Origin of the sequence: Streptomyces sp. CG4 (genome assembly GCF_041080655.1) — a bacterium.
Lineage (GTDB): Bacteria > Actinomycetota > Actinomycetes > Streptomycetales > Streptomycetaceae > Streptomyces.
This window is the reverse complement of record NZ_CP163525.1, coordinates 7,116,906-7,130,913: the sequence shown is the minus strand read 5'-3', so window position 1 is coordinate 7,130,913 and position 14,008 is coordinate 7,116,906. Positions and strand designations below refer to the sequence as shown.

13 protein-coding genes are annotated in these 14,008 nt (G+C 71.3%); 3 read left to right on the top strand and 10 right to left on the bottom strand.

Going from position 1 to position 14,008, the window contains the following annotated elements; all coding sequences use genetic code 11:
- Positions 1-157: 157 nt before the first annotated feature.
- The 3 genes from AB5L52_RS32550 to AB5L52_RS32540 all read right to left on the bottom strand — a co-directional run bounded on the left by AB5L52_RS32550 (position 158) and on the right by AB5L52_RS32540 (position 2,471).
- Positions 158-616 (bottom strand): DoxX family protein, encoded by a 459-nt coding sequence (locus tag AB5L52_RS32550; protein ID WP_369367397.1) that lies wholly within the window; start codon positions 614-616, stop codon positions 158-160.
- Between the two features lie 142 nt (positions 617-758).
- On the bottom strand, positions 759-1,454 hold the full coding sequence (locus tag AB5L52_RS32545) for a class I SAM-dependent methyltransferase (protein WP_351017741.1): 696 nt from the start codon (positions 1,452-1,454) through the stop codon (positions 759-761).
- A gap of 90 nt (positions 1,455-1,544) precedes the next feature.
- Positions 1,545-2,471: an acyltransferase domain-containing protein gene (locus tag AB5L52_RS32540; RefSeq protein WP_351017743.1), complete on the bottom strand. Its 927-nt coding sequence runs from the start codon at positions 2,469-2,471 to the stop codon at positions 1,545-1,547.
- A gap of 120 nt (positions 2,472-2,591) precedes the next feature.
- Between AB5L52_RS32540 and AB5L52_RS32535 the strand changes: the two genes are divergently transcribed.
- Positions 2,592-2,888 carry a DUF6343 family protein gene (locus AB5L52_RS32535; RefSeq protein WP_369367396.1) on the top strand — a complete coding sequence of 99 codons (297 nt, stop codon included), beginning with the start codon at positions 2,592-2,594 and terminating at the stop codon, positions 2,886-2,888.
- Between the two features lie 212 nt (positions 2,889-3,100).
- Here AB5L52_RS32535 and AB5L52_RS32530 read toward each other — a convergent pair whose 3' ends face one another.
- From AB5L52_RS32530 to rpsA, 4 genes are all read right to left on the bottom strand, one after another.
- Entirely contained in the window at positions 3,101-3,481 is a 381-nt protein-coding gene (locus AB5L52_RS32530; protein ID WP_351017749.1) for a tetratricopeptide repeat protein, read from the bottom strand.
- Positions 3,482-3,531: 50 nt separating this feature from the next.
- Positions 3,532-4,155: a dephospho-CoA kinase gene (gene coaE, locus AB5L52_RS32525; protein ID WP_351017752.1), complete on the bottom strand. Its 624-nt coding sequence runs from the start codon at positions 4,153-4,155 to the stop codon at positions 3,532-3,534.
- A gap of 45 nt (positions 4,156-4,200) precedes the next feature.
- Complete coding sequence (locus AB5L52_RS32520; protein WP_351017755.1) at positions 4,201-5,139, bottom strand: PAC2 family protein; 939 nt, start codon at positions 5,137-5,139, stop codon at positions 4,201-4,203.
- Positions 5,140-5,438: 299 nt separating this feature from the next.
- Positions 5,439-6,929: a 30S ribosomal protein S1 gene (gene rpsA, locus AB5L52_RS32515; RefSeq protein ID WP_023551529.1), complete on the bottom strand. Its 1,491-nt coding sequence runs from the start codon at positions 6,927-6,929 to the stop codon at positions 5,439-5,441.
- A gap of 374 nt (positions 6,930-7,303) precedes the next feature.
- Between rpsA and AB5L52_RS32510 the strand changes: the two genes are divergently transcribed.
- Both AB5L52_RS32510 and hrpB read left to right on the top strand, forming a co-directional pair.
- Complete coding sequence (locus AB5L52_RS32510) at positions 7,304-8,140, top strand: class I SAM-dependent methyltransferase (RefSeq protein WP_351018422.1); 837 nt, start codon at positions 7,304-7,306, stop codon at positions 8,138-8,140.
- Positions 8,141-8,243: 103 nt separating this feature from the next.
- Entirely contained in the window at positions 8,244-10,769 is a 2,526-nt protein-coding gene (gene hrpB / locus AB5L52_RS32505) for an ATP-dependent helicase HrpB (protein ID WP_369367395.1), read from the top strand.
- Here hrpB and AB5L52_RS32500 read toward each other — a convergent pair.
- The 3 genes from AB5L52_RS32500 to AB5L52_RS32490 form a co-directional block, all read right to left on the bottom strand.
- Positions 10,759-11,751, bottom strand: a complete 993-nt coding sequence (locus tag AB5L52_RS32500; RefSeq protein ID WP_369367394.1) for a DUF3068 domain-containing protein — start codon at positions 11,749-11,751, stop codon at positions 10,759-10,761. The two genes, hrpB and AB5L52_RS32500, sit on opposite strands and share 11 nt — an antisense overlap.
- 46 nt (positions 11,752-11,797) lie before the next feature.
- Complete coding sequence (locus AB5L52_RS32495; protein ID WP_351017763.1) at positions 11,798-11,932, bottom strand: SPW_0924 family protein; 135 nt, start codon at positions 11,930-11,932, stop codon at positions 11,798-11,800.
- A gap of 161 nt (positions 11,933-12,093) precedes the next feature.
- Positions 12,094-13,830 (bottom strand): lytic transglycosylase domain-containing protein, encoded by a 1,737-nt coding sequence (locus AB5L52_RS32490; protein ID WP_369367393.1) that lies wholly within the window; start codon positions 13,828-13,830, stop codon positions 12,094-12,096.
- Between the last annotated feature and the right edge of the window lie 178 nt (positions 13,831-14,008).

Here is a 14,008-nt window from a genome sequence, read left to right as displayed (position 1 = left end):
CAGGCCGGCGGACCCGCACCTCACCGGACCAGTGGGCGCACCCCGGGACGGTGGCCTGAAGGCGTCCCCCGAAGGCGTCCGCTCCCCATCGCCACACGCCGGTACCGTCGACCAGGCCCCCGCGCCCGGTCGACGGTGCCGGCGCTGTGCGCCAGGGTCACCGCCGCCGTACCAACCGCAGCAGCTCCGCGTTGTGCCCGCGTCGGGCCCAGGCGATCAGGGCCAGCGGCACCATCAGGATCAGCGGGGTCGCCGCGTTCTGCCCGTGGAAGGCCGTGAGCTGGACGATGAACGCGCCGACCATGAGCGTGCTGAGCGCGATCGCCGCCACGGACTGCAGCACAGGGATCAACAGCGCAATGGCTCCGGCGAGTTCGAGCGCGCCGATGGTGTACATGGCCCCGCTGCCCCAGCCGATCTTGTCGAAGGACTCGACGGCCGAGGGGTGCGCGATGAGCTTGGGCAACGCACTGGCGATGCCGTAGAACAGCGCGAGCAGCACCTGCACGGACCGCAGCGTGACCCGGGCCGCGCGCCTCCGGCCGCTGAGGGAGCCGGTGGAGGCGGCAGGGGCGACGGAAGCGGTGGGGGCGACGGAGGCGGTGGTCTCGGACATGGGGGTCTCCTGCTGGGGAAGCGGTGCCGGTTGCTTTCACCCAGGTAGACCCGGCGCGGTCCGGAAACTCATCGCTCTCCGGCCGCCCCGTCCGGCCGGTGCGTCCGATGTGGCCGATGCGACCGATGCAGCCGCGTGCCCGCTATGCCTTCGGCGCCGCCCGCACCCAAGTCCCGTCCGGTGTCAGATACGCGTCCACCTCCAGCCCCGCTTCCTCCAGTGCCGACTCGAACTGCTCCTTCGTCAGGGGCCGGGCCAGGAACGTCTGGGTCCAGACCACGTCCGGGAAGACATACTCCGCGCGGACCGAGTTCACTCCGTCTCCGGCGGGCTCCACCGAGGCGATCCGTATCGTGAAGCCGGTAGGGTCGACGCGCTCCCTCGGCACGTTCGTGTGGTAGTCCTCGCCCTCCCGCTGGATGAGCACACAGCCGCCCTCCGCGAGGTGCCGGACGCAGGTGCGCAGCATGCTCCTGCGGACGCCCTCGTCGCCGCTGTGCACGAGGAACGACGCGAGCATCACCACGTCGAACTTCTCGCCGCCCAGGTCGAGTTCCTCGATGGGGCTGCATATCGTGCGCGCCCCGCGGACCCGGCTCAGCATGTCGGCGGACTCGTCCACCGCCGTGACCGTGAAGCCGCGCTCCAGCAGGGGGTGGGTCATCCGGCCCACTCCGCTGCCCAGTTCCAGGATGTGTGCCCCGGCCGGTACCGCCGCGGCGATGATGTCCGGCTCGTCGCCCACCGGCAAGCGCTCATAGAGCTCGACCGCACAGCCGTCCGGGGTGATCGCACCGGGTCCCGTGCCCTCGTATCCCTCACGCATTTCGACCGTCATGCCCGAACAACGGCCCGCCCTCGCAGGCCCGTTCCCGTTCGACACTGGTTCACTCGTTCGAGCTATTTCGCGATGCCGCGGCAACCACGGCTAGGTGCCGAGCGTTCCCTCGGTCCGGAACGGGAACCATCCGTGCCCGATGTACCAGTGACCGCCCGCCCGCAGATGATCCCCCACGGCCCGCTCGACGGAGGTGCGGCGCGGCAGCTCCGCGACCGGCAGGTCGGGGTCGCCGAAGACGAAATGGACGGGTTCGGTGTCGGACGGCTCGGTGTCCTCGCGGGCGGTGCGGAACCGTTCCTGGAAGCGGACGATATTGGAGTCGGCCGGCAGAAACTGCTTCAACTGCGGGTCGAGCAGCCAGGAATGGCACAGCGCGGCCACGGGCCGCTCCTCGGGGAAGTGCCGGGCGAAGAACTCGCGGGCCAAGGCCAGCGAGCGGTCGCAGGCGGACGGGGTCAGCGGGCCGTGGAAGTCGGGGATGTGCAGGTTGAGGCAGGGCGTGCCGGGGACGGCGTCCAGCCCGGCCGCCGCGAGCACCGGCGCCGTGCGTTGCCCGAGCCGCGCCCGCTCGAACTGCAACCGGCCCAGCTGGAACAGCTCGCCGCGGAAGTGCTGGCCGAGCCAGCGCCCCGCCCGTACACCGGTCGTGCCGTGCCGTCGGCGATGCACCGCCATGTGCCGGCCGAGGTCGGCCAGGGTACGCCGGGAGATCTCGGCCGGGATGCCGCGTTCCCGGTGTCGGGCGAGGGTGCGCGGGAGCGCGGCGAGGAAGACGAACACGGCGAAGGTGCCGCTCAGCTCGGCCGGCGCCGCGGCGAGGAGTTCGGCGAGGTCGGGCGGGTTGCCGGTCCCCTCCGGGCCGCGGAACAACTCCTCGACGCACTGTTCCAGGAGTCTCGGCGCGCCCGGGTCACCGGTGAGCCTGGACCGCAAGGCCACCAGTGCGTTGATGTCCTCGTGCGGCACCGCCAGGTCGAGGAGCAGTTCGGGCAGGTCATCGGCGTCCGGCAGCAAAGGATCCCCCTTCGACGAGCGGCGAGCGGTGAGCGGCGTGCGAGTGCGCCCAGCGGCGGTCGAGCGCCGTTGATGAACGTCGTCACCGAAGAGTACGTTGCAGGGAGGAGTGGTGATCCGATGCGTACGGGCAGTGAACCGGCGACCGCGCGCAGTGCTCTGCGGGCGCGGTTCTGGCTGAGCCTGTGGGGTCTGGTCTGGGCGATCTTCGGCACGGCGGCGTTCGCGCTCGTGGGGCGCCCCGGCTGGGCGGCGGCCTGCGGGGTGCTGTGGCTGGTGGCCACCGTCGACATGGCCATGATCCTCCGGCACATCCGGCAGGGCCCGCACTATCAGCCGGGCCGTGACGTGCCGCCGTATCGACCGCCGGGCAGCGGACCGCCGTTCCCGGGGCCGGCGAGGCACCGCCATCCATGATCGGCCGAAACGTCGCCGTCCGTGATCGACCAAGGCGTCACCATCCGTGGTCGACCGGGCCGCGACCACGCACCCGCGAGCGAAATCCCCGCCCGGGCCGCATCTGGATCAGGGGCGCGATGGTGCACACCGTCGGCCCGAGGCGCTCAGTGCGCGACGGCACGTGCCGGCCCGGCACTGCATGCGCGACGCCGCACACAAGCTCGCGGCGCTCAGTCGTCGAAGCGAGCCGCCTTCAGGTACTGCGGGTTGGGGTCCAGCGCGGCCGCGAGGCGGAAATGGCGTTTGGCCTGGTCGGCACGGCCCTGACGTTCATAGGTGCGGGCCAGTGCGAAGTGCGCGAACGCGTTGTCCGGCTCGCGCTCCAGCACGATCGTGAACTCCAGCTCGGCGGGCCGCAGTTGTGCGGCCGCGAAGAACGCACGCGCGCGGAGCAGCCGTGCCGCGGTGTTCTCGGGGTGCGCGGCGATGACTCCGTCGAGCAGTTTCACCGCGCCCCGCGGATCCCGCGAGTTGAGCAGATGCTCGGCTGCACGGAAGTCGATGACATGCGTCTCCGGAGTACGTCCGGTGGAACCGCTGGTCTCGGGCACGGCTGAGTCCTTCCCTCACTGCAGGGTTTCAACGCCCGCGGACGGGGCCGCTATTCCGCGTCCTGTTCCGCGGAACCCTCGCGGGCTCTCCGTACGAGGTCCTCCCACACCTCGGCGACGCGCTTGCGCAGCGCGTCCAGCGGTATGTCGTTGTCGATCACGATGTCCGCGATCTCCCGGCGCTGCTCACGGGTCGCCTGCGCGGCCATACGCGCGCGTGCGTCCTGCTCGGTCATCCCGCGCAGCCGGACCAGCCGGTCGAGCTGGGTCTCGGGGCTCGCGTCCACGACGACCACGAGGTCGTACAGCGGCGCCAGGCCGTTCTCGGTGAGGAGGGGCACGTCATGGATCACGACGGAGTCGGCGGTCGCGGCCTCCTCCAGCTCGCGGGAGCGGGCGCCCACCAGCGGGTGCACGATCGAGTTGAGGACGGCGAGTTTCCCGGGGTCGGCGAAGACGATGGAGCCGAGTCGGGGCCGGTCGAGGCTGCCGTCCGCCGCGAGGATGTCCGTGCCGAAGGCTTCCACCACGGCGGCGAGGCCGGGGGTGCCCGGTGCCACGACCTCGCGCGCGATGCGGTCCGCGTCGATCAGCACGGCCCCGTGCTCCACGAGCAGCCGTGACACCTCGCTCTTGCCGGCGCCGATCCCACCGGTCAGGCCCACTTTCAGCATGAGCGGAAGCTTAGGCCCTGCCACTGACAGCGGGACCGGCGGAGGTCAGTTGTCGCCCTCCCGCTCGGCCAGGAACCGCTCGAACTCGAGCCCGATCTCGTCGGCCGACGGGATCTCCACCGGCTCGGCGAGCATGTTGCCCCGGGTCTCGGCGCCCGCGGCCGCGTCGTACTGGTGCTCCAGACCCTGGACGAGCGCGGTGAGTTCCTCGTCGCCCTCCTGGATCTGCCGGTCGATCTCCGTCTGCGTGCGGTGCGCGTCGGTGCGCAGCGAGTGCGCGATGCCCGGCAGCACGAGTCCGGTGGCGGCTGTGATGGATTCGAGGACGGTCAGGGCGGCGTCCGGGTACGGCGAGCGGGCGATGTAGTGCGGGACGTGCGCGGCGACGCCCAGGACGTCGTGCCCGGCCTCCATCAGCCGGAACTCCACCAGCGACTCGGCGCTGCCGGGCACCTGGGCCTCCTCGAAGGGGCTGCGGTGGCCCGGGACGAGATCGGTGCGGTTGCCGTGCGGGGTCAGGCCCACGGGACGGGTGTGCGGTACGCCCATGGGGATGCCGTGGAAGTTCACCGACAGGCGGACGCCGAGCCGCTCGACGATCTGCTGCACGGCCGCCGCGAACCGCTCCCACTCCACGTCCGGCTCGGGACCGGACAGCAGCAGGAACGGGGCACCCGTGGTGTCCTGGACGAGGCGGACCTCGATCGCGGGCACCTCGTAGTCGGTCCAGCGGTCCCGCTTGAAGGTCAGCAGGGGCCGACGGGCGCGGTAGTCGACGAGCCGGTCGTGGTCGAAACGGGCGACGAGCTGGTGGGGCAGCGAATCGAGCAGCCGGTCGACGATCTGGTCTCCGGTCTCACCCGCGTCGATGTATCCGTCGAAGTGGTAGAGCATGACAAGGCCGGCCGACTCCTGGGCGAGCGCCATGTCGACAACGGCGAGGCCCTTCGGCTCCCATGCGTACAAACCCTGCGGATCAAGCACTGTGACCGCTCCTCCTCGTGTTCGTTCATCGACAACGCGTCGTGGACCACGGTCATTCCCGCGACACGTCACTTGATCAGCGATCTCGGGGAGACGGTGCACAGGAAGGCGCGGGCACCTGCGGTTTCCCAGGGGCGCGGGGCTGCATCGATATGCGGCTCCGCCGCGTGGGCGCGACAAGCCACGACGGGCCCGGAGCGGGACGCCGACCGAACCACGCCCGAACACGCCTGAGGGGCCGCACCTCGAAAGGTACGGCCCCTCAGGACCAGCTATCGGCTAAGCCCAGCGGCTAGCGTTCAGCTCTGGCCACCGGCGAGCTTCTCGCGCAGCGCGGCCAGCGCCTCGTCCGAGGCCAGCGCACCGGAGGTGTCGGCGCCCTCGGAGGAGTACGAACCGCCGGTCGCGGCCGGAGCCGCAGCCTCGCCGCCCTCGGCGGCAGCAGCCGCGTCGGCCTCGCGGGACTTGATGACCTGCTGCTGGTGCTGCTCGAAGCGGGCCTGCGCCTCGGCGTACTGGCGCTCCCACTCCTCGCGCTGCTTCTCGTAGCCCGGCAGCCAGTCGTTGGTCTCCGGGTCGAAGCCCTCGGGGTAGATGTAGTTGCCCTGGTCGTCGTAGGACGCGGCCATGCCGTACAGGGTCGGGTCGAACTCGACCGAGGCCGGGTCGGCGCCGAAGGACTCGTTGGCCTGCTTCAGCGAGAGGCTGATGCGGCGACGCTCCAGGTCGATGTCGATGACCTTGACGAAGATCTCGTCGTTGACCTGGACGACCTGCTCCGGGATCTCCACGTGGCGCTCGGCCAGCTCGGAGATGTGGACCAGACCCTCGATGCCCTCGTCCACGCGGACGAACGCACCGAACGGAACCAGCTTGGTGACCTTACCCGGGACGACCTGACCGATCTGGTGGGTCCGGGCGAACTGCTGCCACGGGTCCTCCTGGGTCGCCTTCAGCGACAGGGAGACACGCTCGCGGTCCATGTCGACGTCGAGAACCTCGACGGTGACCTCCTGGCCGACCTCGACAACCTCGGACGGGTGGTCGATGTGCTTCCAGGACAGCTCGGAGACGTGGACCAGACCGTCGACGCCACCCAGGTCCACGAAGGCACCGAAGTTGACGATCGAGGAGACGACGCCGGAACGGACCTGACCCTTCTGGAGGGTCGTGAGGAACGTCTGGCGGACCTCGGACTGGGTCTGCTCAAGCCAGGCGCGGCGGGACAGGACCACGTTGTTGCGGTTCTTGTCCAGCTCGATGATCTTGGCCTCGAGCTCCTTGCCGACGTACGGCTGAAGGTCGCGGACACGGCGCATCTCGACCAGGGAGGCCGGGAGGAAGCCGCGGAGGCCGATGTCGAGGATGAGACCACCCTTGACGACCTCGATGACGGTACCGGTGACGATGCCGTCCTCTTCCTTGATCTTCTCGATGGTGCCCCAGGCACGCTCGTACTGGGCGCGCTTCTTCGAGAGGATCAGGCGGCCTTCCTTGTCCTCCTTCTGGAGAACCAGGGCCTCGATCTCGTCGCCGACGGCCACGACCTCGTTCGGGTCGACGTCGTGCTTGATCGAGAGCTCGCGGCTCGGGATGACACCTTCGGTCTTGTAACCGATGTCGAGCAGGACCTCGTCCCGGTCGACCTTCACGATGACGCCGTCGACGATGTCGCCGTCGTTGAAGTACTTGATCGTCTCGTCGATCGCTGCGAGGAAGGCTTCCTCGTTACCGATGTCGTTGACCGCTACCTGCGGGGTGGTGGCGGTGGTCTCGGTGCTGCTCGTCATGTGGGAAAGGGCTCCGGTACGGACATTGAAGTCGTAGGTACTGCTTACGCCGGGAGCCCGTTTCGCTCTGCAGAAGCCGGACAGCCAAGGAAGCGCCACCAAATGGACACCGGGTGCCCGGTGGCGCCTCGACAACCGAGGGGACATACATACAGATGCGAGCGCAGCCTGCTACGTCTGAGGTGCGCAGGCCCGCAGCGCAACTTGTAGCATACGGGGGCAGCCGGACAGGGTCAATGCGCGAAGGCGCACACCAGGGGCGGATCGCCGCATATCCGGCAGAAGAAACGTCCTTCAAGGCTACGCAGGCCTGCAGGACCGCCTCCGTGACGGACCCCTGACGGGTTGCACGGAAGAGTACGACGAGGGAGCCGATCATCCAAGAGCCGGAAGCGTACGAGCCCCAGGAAGCCGAGACGTCCGAGCCGGAGGCCACGCGCCGTGACGCCGGCGTCGCGGAGAGCGCACGGGCCAATCGGGGCTGGTGGGACCGCAATGCGGACGAGTACCAGATCGAGCACGGCACGTTCCTCGGCGACGACCGCTTCGTCTGGGGTCCGGAGGGCCTGGACGAGGTGGAGGCCGAGCTGCTCGGCCCGCCGGAGGAGCTGAAGGGCAAGGACGTCCTGGAGATCGGCGCGGGCGCGGCGCAGTGCGCGCGCTGGCTGGCCGCCCAGGGTGCCCGCCCGGTGGCGCTGGACCTCTCGCACCGCCAGCTGCAGCACGCCCTGCGCATCGGCGGACCGTTTCCGCTGGTCTGCGCGGACGCCGGCGCGCTGCCCTTCGCGGACGGCTCCTTCGACCTGGCCTGCTCGGCGTACGGGGCGCTGCCGTTCGTCGCGGACCCCCGCCTGGTGCTGCGCGAGGTGCGCCGGGTGCTGCGGCCGGGCGGCCGGTTCGTGTTCTCGGTGACGCATCCGATCCGCTGGGCGTTCCCGGACGAGCCGGGCCCCGAGGGCCTGTCCGTGTCCTCGTCCTACTTCGACCGCACGCCGTACGTGGAGCAGGACGACGCGGGCCGCGCGGTCTACGTCGAGCACCACAGGACGCTCGGCGACCGCGTCCGGGACATCGTGGCGTCCGGTTTCCGGCTGGTGGACCTGGTGGAGCCGGAGTGGCCGTCCTGGAACACCTCGGAGTGGGGCGGCTGGTCGCCCCTGCGCGGCAACCTGATCCCGGGCACGGCCGTCTTCGTGTGCGAGCGCGACTGAGCGCGCTGGGCCGAGCGGATTACGCCGGGCACGCGCGTGTGGGCCGTTTTCATGCGCGTACGCGCGCGTGAGGGCGGTTTCGTCGTCGTACGACACTAGGGGCGTGATCCGTTACGACGCCCTGGACGCGCTGCCCGTGCGCTCCGCTCTGCCCGCCCTCACCGATGCCCTGGAGAGCGCCGGCACCGCCGTGCTCGTGGCGCCGCCCGGCACCGGCAAGACGACGCTGGTGCCGCTCGTGCTGGCAGGGCTGGTCGGCGGAGGGCCCGCGCGGCGGGTCGTGGTGGCCGAGCCGCGCCGGATCGCGGCACGGGCGGCGGCCCGCCGGATGGCGTGGCTGCTCGGCGAGAAGCCCGGCGAGAGCATCGGATTCACGGTGCGCGGCGAACGGACCGTGGGGCGGCACACGCGCGTGGAGGTCGTGACGACCGGCGTGCTGCTGCAGTGGCTGCAACGGGACCAGGAGCTCCCGGGCGTCGACGTCGTCGTCCTGGACGAGTGCCATGAGCGGCATCTGGATGCCGATACGGCGGCCGCGTTCCTGTGGGACGTACGGCAGGCGCTGCGGCCGGAGCTGCGGCTGGTGGCCGCGTCGGCGACGACGGACGCCGAGGGCTGGGCGCGGCTGCTGGGCGGGGCGCCGGTGGTCGCGGCGGCGGGCGTCGCGCACCCGGTGGAGGTGGTGTGGGCGCCTCCGGCGCGTCCGGTACGGCCACCGCACGGGATGCGCGTCGATCCGGCGCTGCTGGCGCACGTGGCGTCGGTGGTGCGGCGGGCGCTGGCCGAGCGGGACGGCGACGTGCTGTGCTTCCTGCCCGGCGTGGGCGAGATCGCGCGCGTGGCGGGGCAGCTCGGCGGACTCGGTGAGGTCGACGTGCTGCAGGTGCACGGGCGGGCGCCGGCCGCCGTGCAGGACGCGGTGCTGGCACCCGGGGCGCGGCGCCGGGTGGTGCTGGCGACCTCGGTGGCGGAGTCGTCGCTGACGGTGCCGGGGGTGCGGGTGGTGGTGGACTCGGGGCTCGCGCGGGAGCCGCGGGTGGACCACGCGCGCGGGCTGAGCGGACTGACGACGGTACGGGCGTCACGGGCGGCCGGGCGGCAGCGGGCGGGGCGGGCCGGGCGAGAGGCGCCGGGGGCCGTCTACCGATGCTGGGCGGAGGCCGAGGACGGCCGGCTGCCGGCGTTCCCGACGCCGGAGATCAGGGTGGCCGACCTGACCGCGTTTGCCTTGCAGGCGGCTTGCTGGGGCGATCCGGACGCCGCCGGGCTGGCGTTGCTCGATCCGCCGCCGGGCGGGGCGATGGCGGCCGCACGCTCCGCGTTGGCAGCCGTGCGGGCGGTGGACTCCGCCGGTCGGGCCACGCCCGTCGGTGTGCGGTTGGCCCGGCTTGGAGTGCATCCCCGGCTGGGGCGGGCCTTGCTGGACACGGCCAGTGAGGGTGCGGAGGTGGTCGCCCTGCTCTCTGAAGAGGTGCCGCGGGACTACGGGGACGACCTGGCTGGTGCGTTGCGTCGTGCCCGGCGTGGGGGTGACGCCTACGCCGCGCGGTGGGCTGCGGAGGTGCGGCGCCTGCGGGGCGTCTCTGCGGAGTCGTCCCACCGGCCCGCCGGTGACCGTCGGACGGAAGGCGCCGGTCAGGTCGGATCGGACGCCGGTGATGACAAGCTCGCGGGGCTCGTCGCCGCGCTTGCGTTTCCCGAGCGTGTCGCCAGGCTCGACGGCGGGTCGTACCTGATGGCGTCCGGCACCCGGGCCGAGCTGTCCGACGGATCCGCGCTGCGGGGCGCTCCCTGGATGGTCGTCGCCGTCGCCGATCGGATCGCCGGGAAGGGGCACGCACGCGTGCTGCTCGGAGCTGCCGTGGAGGAGGGCCTGGCGCTCGCTGCCGCCGAGCCCCTGCTCGGCGAGCGGGACGAGGTGCACTGGGCCGACGGGGATGTCGTGGCCCGGCGTGTCGAACGGCTGGGGGCGATCGAGCTGTCGGTGCGGGCGCTGAAGGACGCCGATCCGGTGCTCGTACGTGCCGCTCTCCTGGACGGGCTGCGTCAGGAGGGGCTCGGGCTCCTGCGGTGGTCCGCGGAGGCGGAGGCGCTGCGGCAGCGGCTGGCGTTCGTGCGGGCGCATCTCGGGGAGCCGTGGCCGGACGTGTCCGACGGCACGCTGCACGCGCGCGTGGACGAATGGCTGGAGCCCGAGCTGAGCCGGGCCCGGCGGCGGGCGGATCTCGCACGGATCGACGCCGGGCAGGCGCTCGCACGGTTGCTGCCCTGGGCGAGCGGCGAGGCCGGCAGGCTGGATGAACTCGCGCCCGAGCGGATCACCGTACCCAGTGGGTCCAGAATCCGGATCGACTATCAGGATCCCGAGCGGCCGGTGCTCGCCGTGAAACTGCAGGAGATGTTCGGGCTGGACGAGACGCCCGCCGTAGCCGGTGTGCCGCTGCTGGTGCACCTCCTCTCCCCCGCCGGGCGGCCCGCCGCCGTCACCGCCGACCTCGCCTCCTTCTGGAAGGACGGCTACAAGGGCGTACGGGCGGAGTTGCGCGGGCGGTATCCGAAGCATCCGTGGCCCGAGGACCCGGCGAACGCCGAGCCCACCCGGCACACCAACGCACGGCTCAGGCGCTGACCGGTTCGGGTTCCGTCGCCTCTTCGGGGGCCGGGTCCTCGGGGCGGCGGGCGCGGGCTTCCAGGTAGAGGGAGAGGGCGAGGAGCAGGAGGCCGAGGAGCAGGGAGCCCCGGGGGACGTACGAGGTGAGCGTCAGGACCAGGGTGCGGTTGTGCTTGACCAGGGCGACCGTGTGCTCGATGTAGTCCTCGCGCATCTTCACGTCCCCGGCGAACGCCGTGACCTTGGCGCGGCCCCCGAGCAGGGTGCCGCCACGCAGCTCCTCCTGGTGGAGTTCCTCGCCGTAGACGGGGGCACCGGTGACCGGTTCGACCCAGAACCTGCGGACGGTGCTGTACCAGCGGGTGGTGCCCGTCCTGGCGACCGATTCCGCTGTGATGCCCTGGACGGGCATCGTCTTCGGCATGGGGACCTTGGTCCAGGGGATGGTCTGTTCGAAGTAGTAGACCTTCAGGCCGCGGAAGGTCTGCGTGCCCTTGTAGTGGATGGGGCTGGTGGTGCGGGTCTGGGCGTCGAAGTACTCGTAGTCGCGTTTCTGCGTCAGGAAGGGCCACTTGAACTCGATGCCCGCGCGGGTGACCGGATCGCCGTCGACCATTTCTCCGGTGGCGTGCACGGGGTCCTGGGTGTGGGCGTCGAAGATGTAGCGCTCGGGGATGCGGGAGACCATCTTGCCGTCGGGACCCTGGACGTAGGAGAGGCTGTCCCAGACCACGATCGGCCGGCCCGCCGTCTTCTCGATCTTCTTCGCGGCCGCCACATCGCCCTTGAGGGTCTGCACGATGGTGACCCCGGAGACCTTCCGCGCGCGCATCGTGCCGTAGTCGAGAAGGGTCGCGCCCTTGGCCTCCAGGACCATGTCCTGGTACTGGTTCGCGGGGATCCTGGCCAGGCGCGGGAAGGCGTACCAGCGCATGAGCGGGGACAGCGCCGCGCAGAAGACGGCGCAGGCGAGCAGGACCAGGCTTGCCTTGCGGCGCATCGAGGGCCTCCTTCCCGGACGGATACGGCTGGGGCGGCTGAGGCGGCTACGGATGCGAAGGCACCGTCGTCAGCAGCGGCTTGGGGGACGTCCGGCCCGATGGCGTACCCATGGCGGTCATCGCCAGGACCAGGGCGAGCGCGAGGGCGAGGCCGGTCGCGGCGGCGATCAGGGCGCGCATACGGGCCTCCCGGCGGACGGTCTGCGTCCCGAGGTTTCCTGATGGATCGTCAGGTTGGGCACCGTAGCAACGGGCGGGTGAGATGAGAACAGCGGTGCACCCACGAACGAGGGCGCCCTCCCCGCCGGTGCGGAGAGGGCGCCCTGCCGGTGCGCGTGATGTCAGGAGGAGGACGAGGCGGACGGGCTCGGCGACGGGCTCGCCGAGGTGTCGTCGGCGGCGACCTTCAGCTCGACGGTGAGCGTCGTGCCCCCGGTCGTGGTGATGCGGAGCAGGAAGGTGCCGGTGCTGTCGTCCGCGTACAGCTTCGGCAGCGTCAGCAGGCCCTTGGCGTCCGTCTGCAGAGCGTCGAGGGTGCGTACGGGCTTGCCGTTCTTGTCCTTGAAGTAGGGGCCCTTGTCGTTCTCGGTGGTGTCGAGAGGCGACTTGATCAGGGTGGCGGTGGCCGCGACCTTATCCGCGACGGCGCCCTTGTACGTCGCCTTCACCTGGACCTGGTCGGCGAATTCGCCGCCCGGGGTGCAGGTCAGCGGGGTGTCGCTGGTGCGGGTCAGGGTGTCGGCGACGCGCTCGGTGACGGTGGCGGTGTAGTCGACGCCCTTGACCTTGCGGCCGACGACGGTGGCGGTGACCTTGAAGTCGCCGGTCTTCTCGCCCGCCTGGAGCGCCGGTGCGTGGGCGACGCCCTGGGCGTCGGTGGTGACCGTGGCCACGGTCTCGCCGCCGGTGAAGGTGGCGTCGGTGTCCCCGCTGATCGTGAACCTGACCCTGACCTTGGCGACGGACTTGTCGGCCTTGGTCTCGGCGCGGGTGCCGATCCGCTCGGTGAAGGCGTGCCCGGCCATCGCGGTGAGCTGGGCGGTGTCCGCGTCCTGAAGGTGGTCCACCGTGTCGGTGGGGGTCTGCGGAGTCGTCGGCGGGACGGGCGGCTTCGGCGGCTTCGGGGTGGGGTTCTCGTTCCCGCCGCCGGGCTTGCCCGGCCCACTGGGCTTGCCGGGCTTCGGGGCGGGCTTGGCCTTCGGCGGGTTCGAGTGCTGGGGGGACTGGGTGCGCGGGGTGCCCTGGTCACTGCGGTGGGTGGGCAGGTCGCCGCTGCCGTCGGGCACGGAGTGGGTGCCCTTGCGGTAGTAGTCCAGCCAGCTCAGGACCAGGTTCAGATAGTCCTGCGAGTTGTTGTAGCTGAGGATCGCGCCGTGCAGGTCGTCCTCGTGCGAGAGGTCCCTGCCGTTGCTGCACAGATAGTGGCCCGCGGCGAGGGCGGCGTCGTAGACGTTGTTGGGGTCCTTCTTGCCGTCGCCGTTGCCGTCGCGGCCGGCCCAGGCCCAGGTCGACGGGATGAACTGCATGGGGCCGACGGCTCGGTCGTACTCGGCGCTGCCGTCGTACTCCCCGTGGTCGGTGTCCTTGATGAGCGCGAAGCCGTTGCCGTCGAGCACCGGCCCCAGGATGGGGGTCAGCGTGGTGCCGTCGGCTGCGACTCGGCCGCCCTCGGCCTGGCCCGACTCGACCTTGCCGATGGCGGCGAGCAGCTGCCAGGGCAGGTTGCAGCCGGGCTTGCTGGAGCGCAGTTCGGCCTCGGCCTTCTTGTAGGCGTCGAGGACCGTCGCCGGTATGCCTCCCTCGCCCTCGGCGACGGGAGTGCCGGCGGTCGTCGGCGAGGGGCTGGGCTTGGGGCTGTTCAGCGGCGGCAGGTCCGTGTAGTACGGCGAGTTACCGGTGGCGTTGCCCGTGGAGGCCGCGGCGGGGACGGGGGCGGAGGCGCCGGCCGTCGTCTGTCTGCCGTGGTCCTCGCCCGTTGATCCCGGAGCCTGGGACGCGGACAGGGCCGCGACCGCTGCCGCGGCCACGGCGGTGGTCGCCGCCCCCTTGCGCAGCCGCCTTCCGAAATGCGCCGCCATCGACTGAACCCCTCCCGTGGACGCCCCGCGTCCGTCTCCGTCGGTCTGTCCTCGCCCTGGTGTGACGGTTGACCCGGTGTTCTGGTTGCGCCTGGGGCGTCCTTCCGGCTGTGTGATGTGTGTACGACCATGCGTTCGGCACGGCGACTCAGGTGACCCTACGGCAACTTCCTGTGGG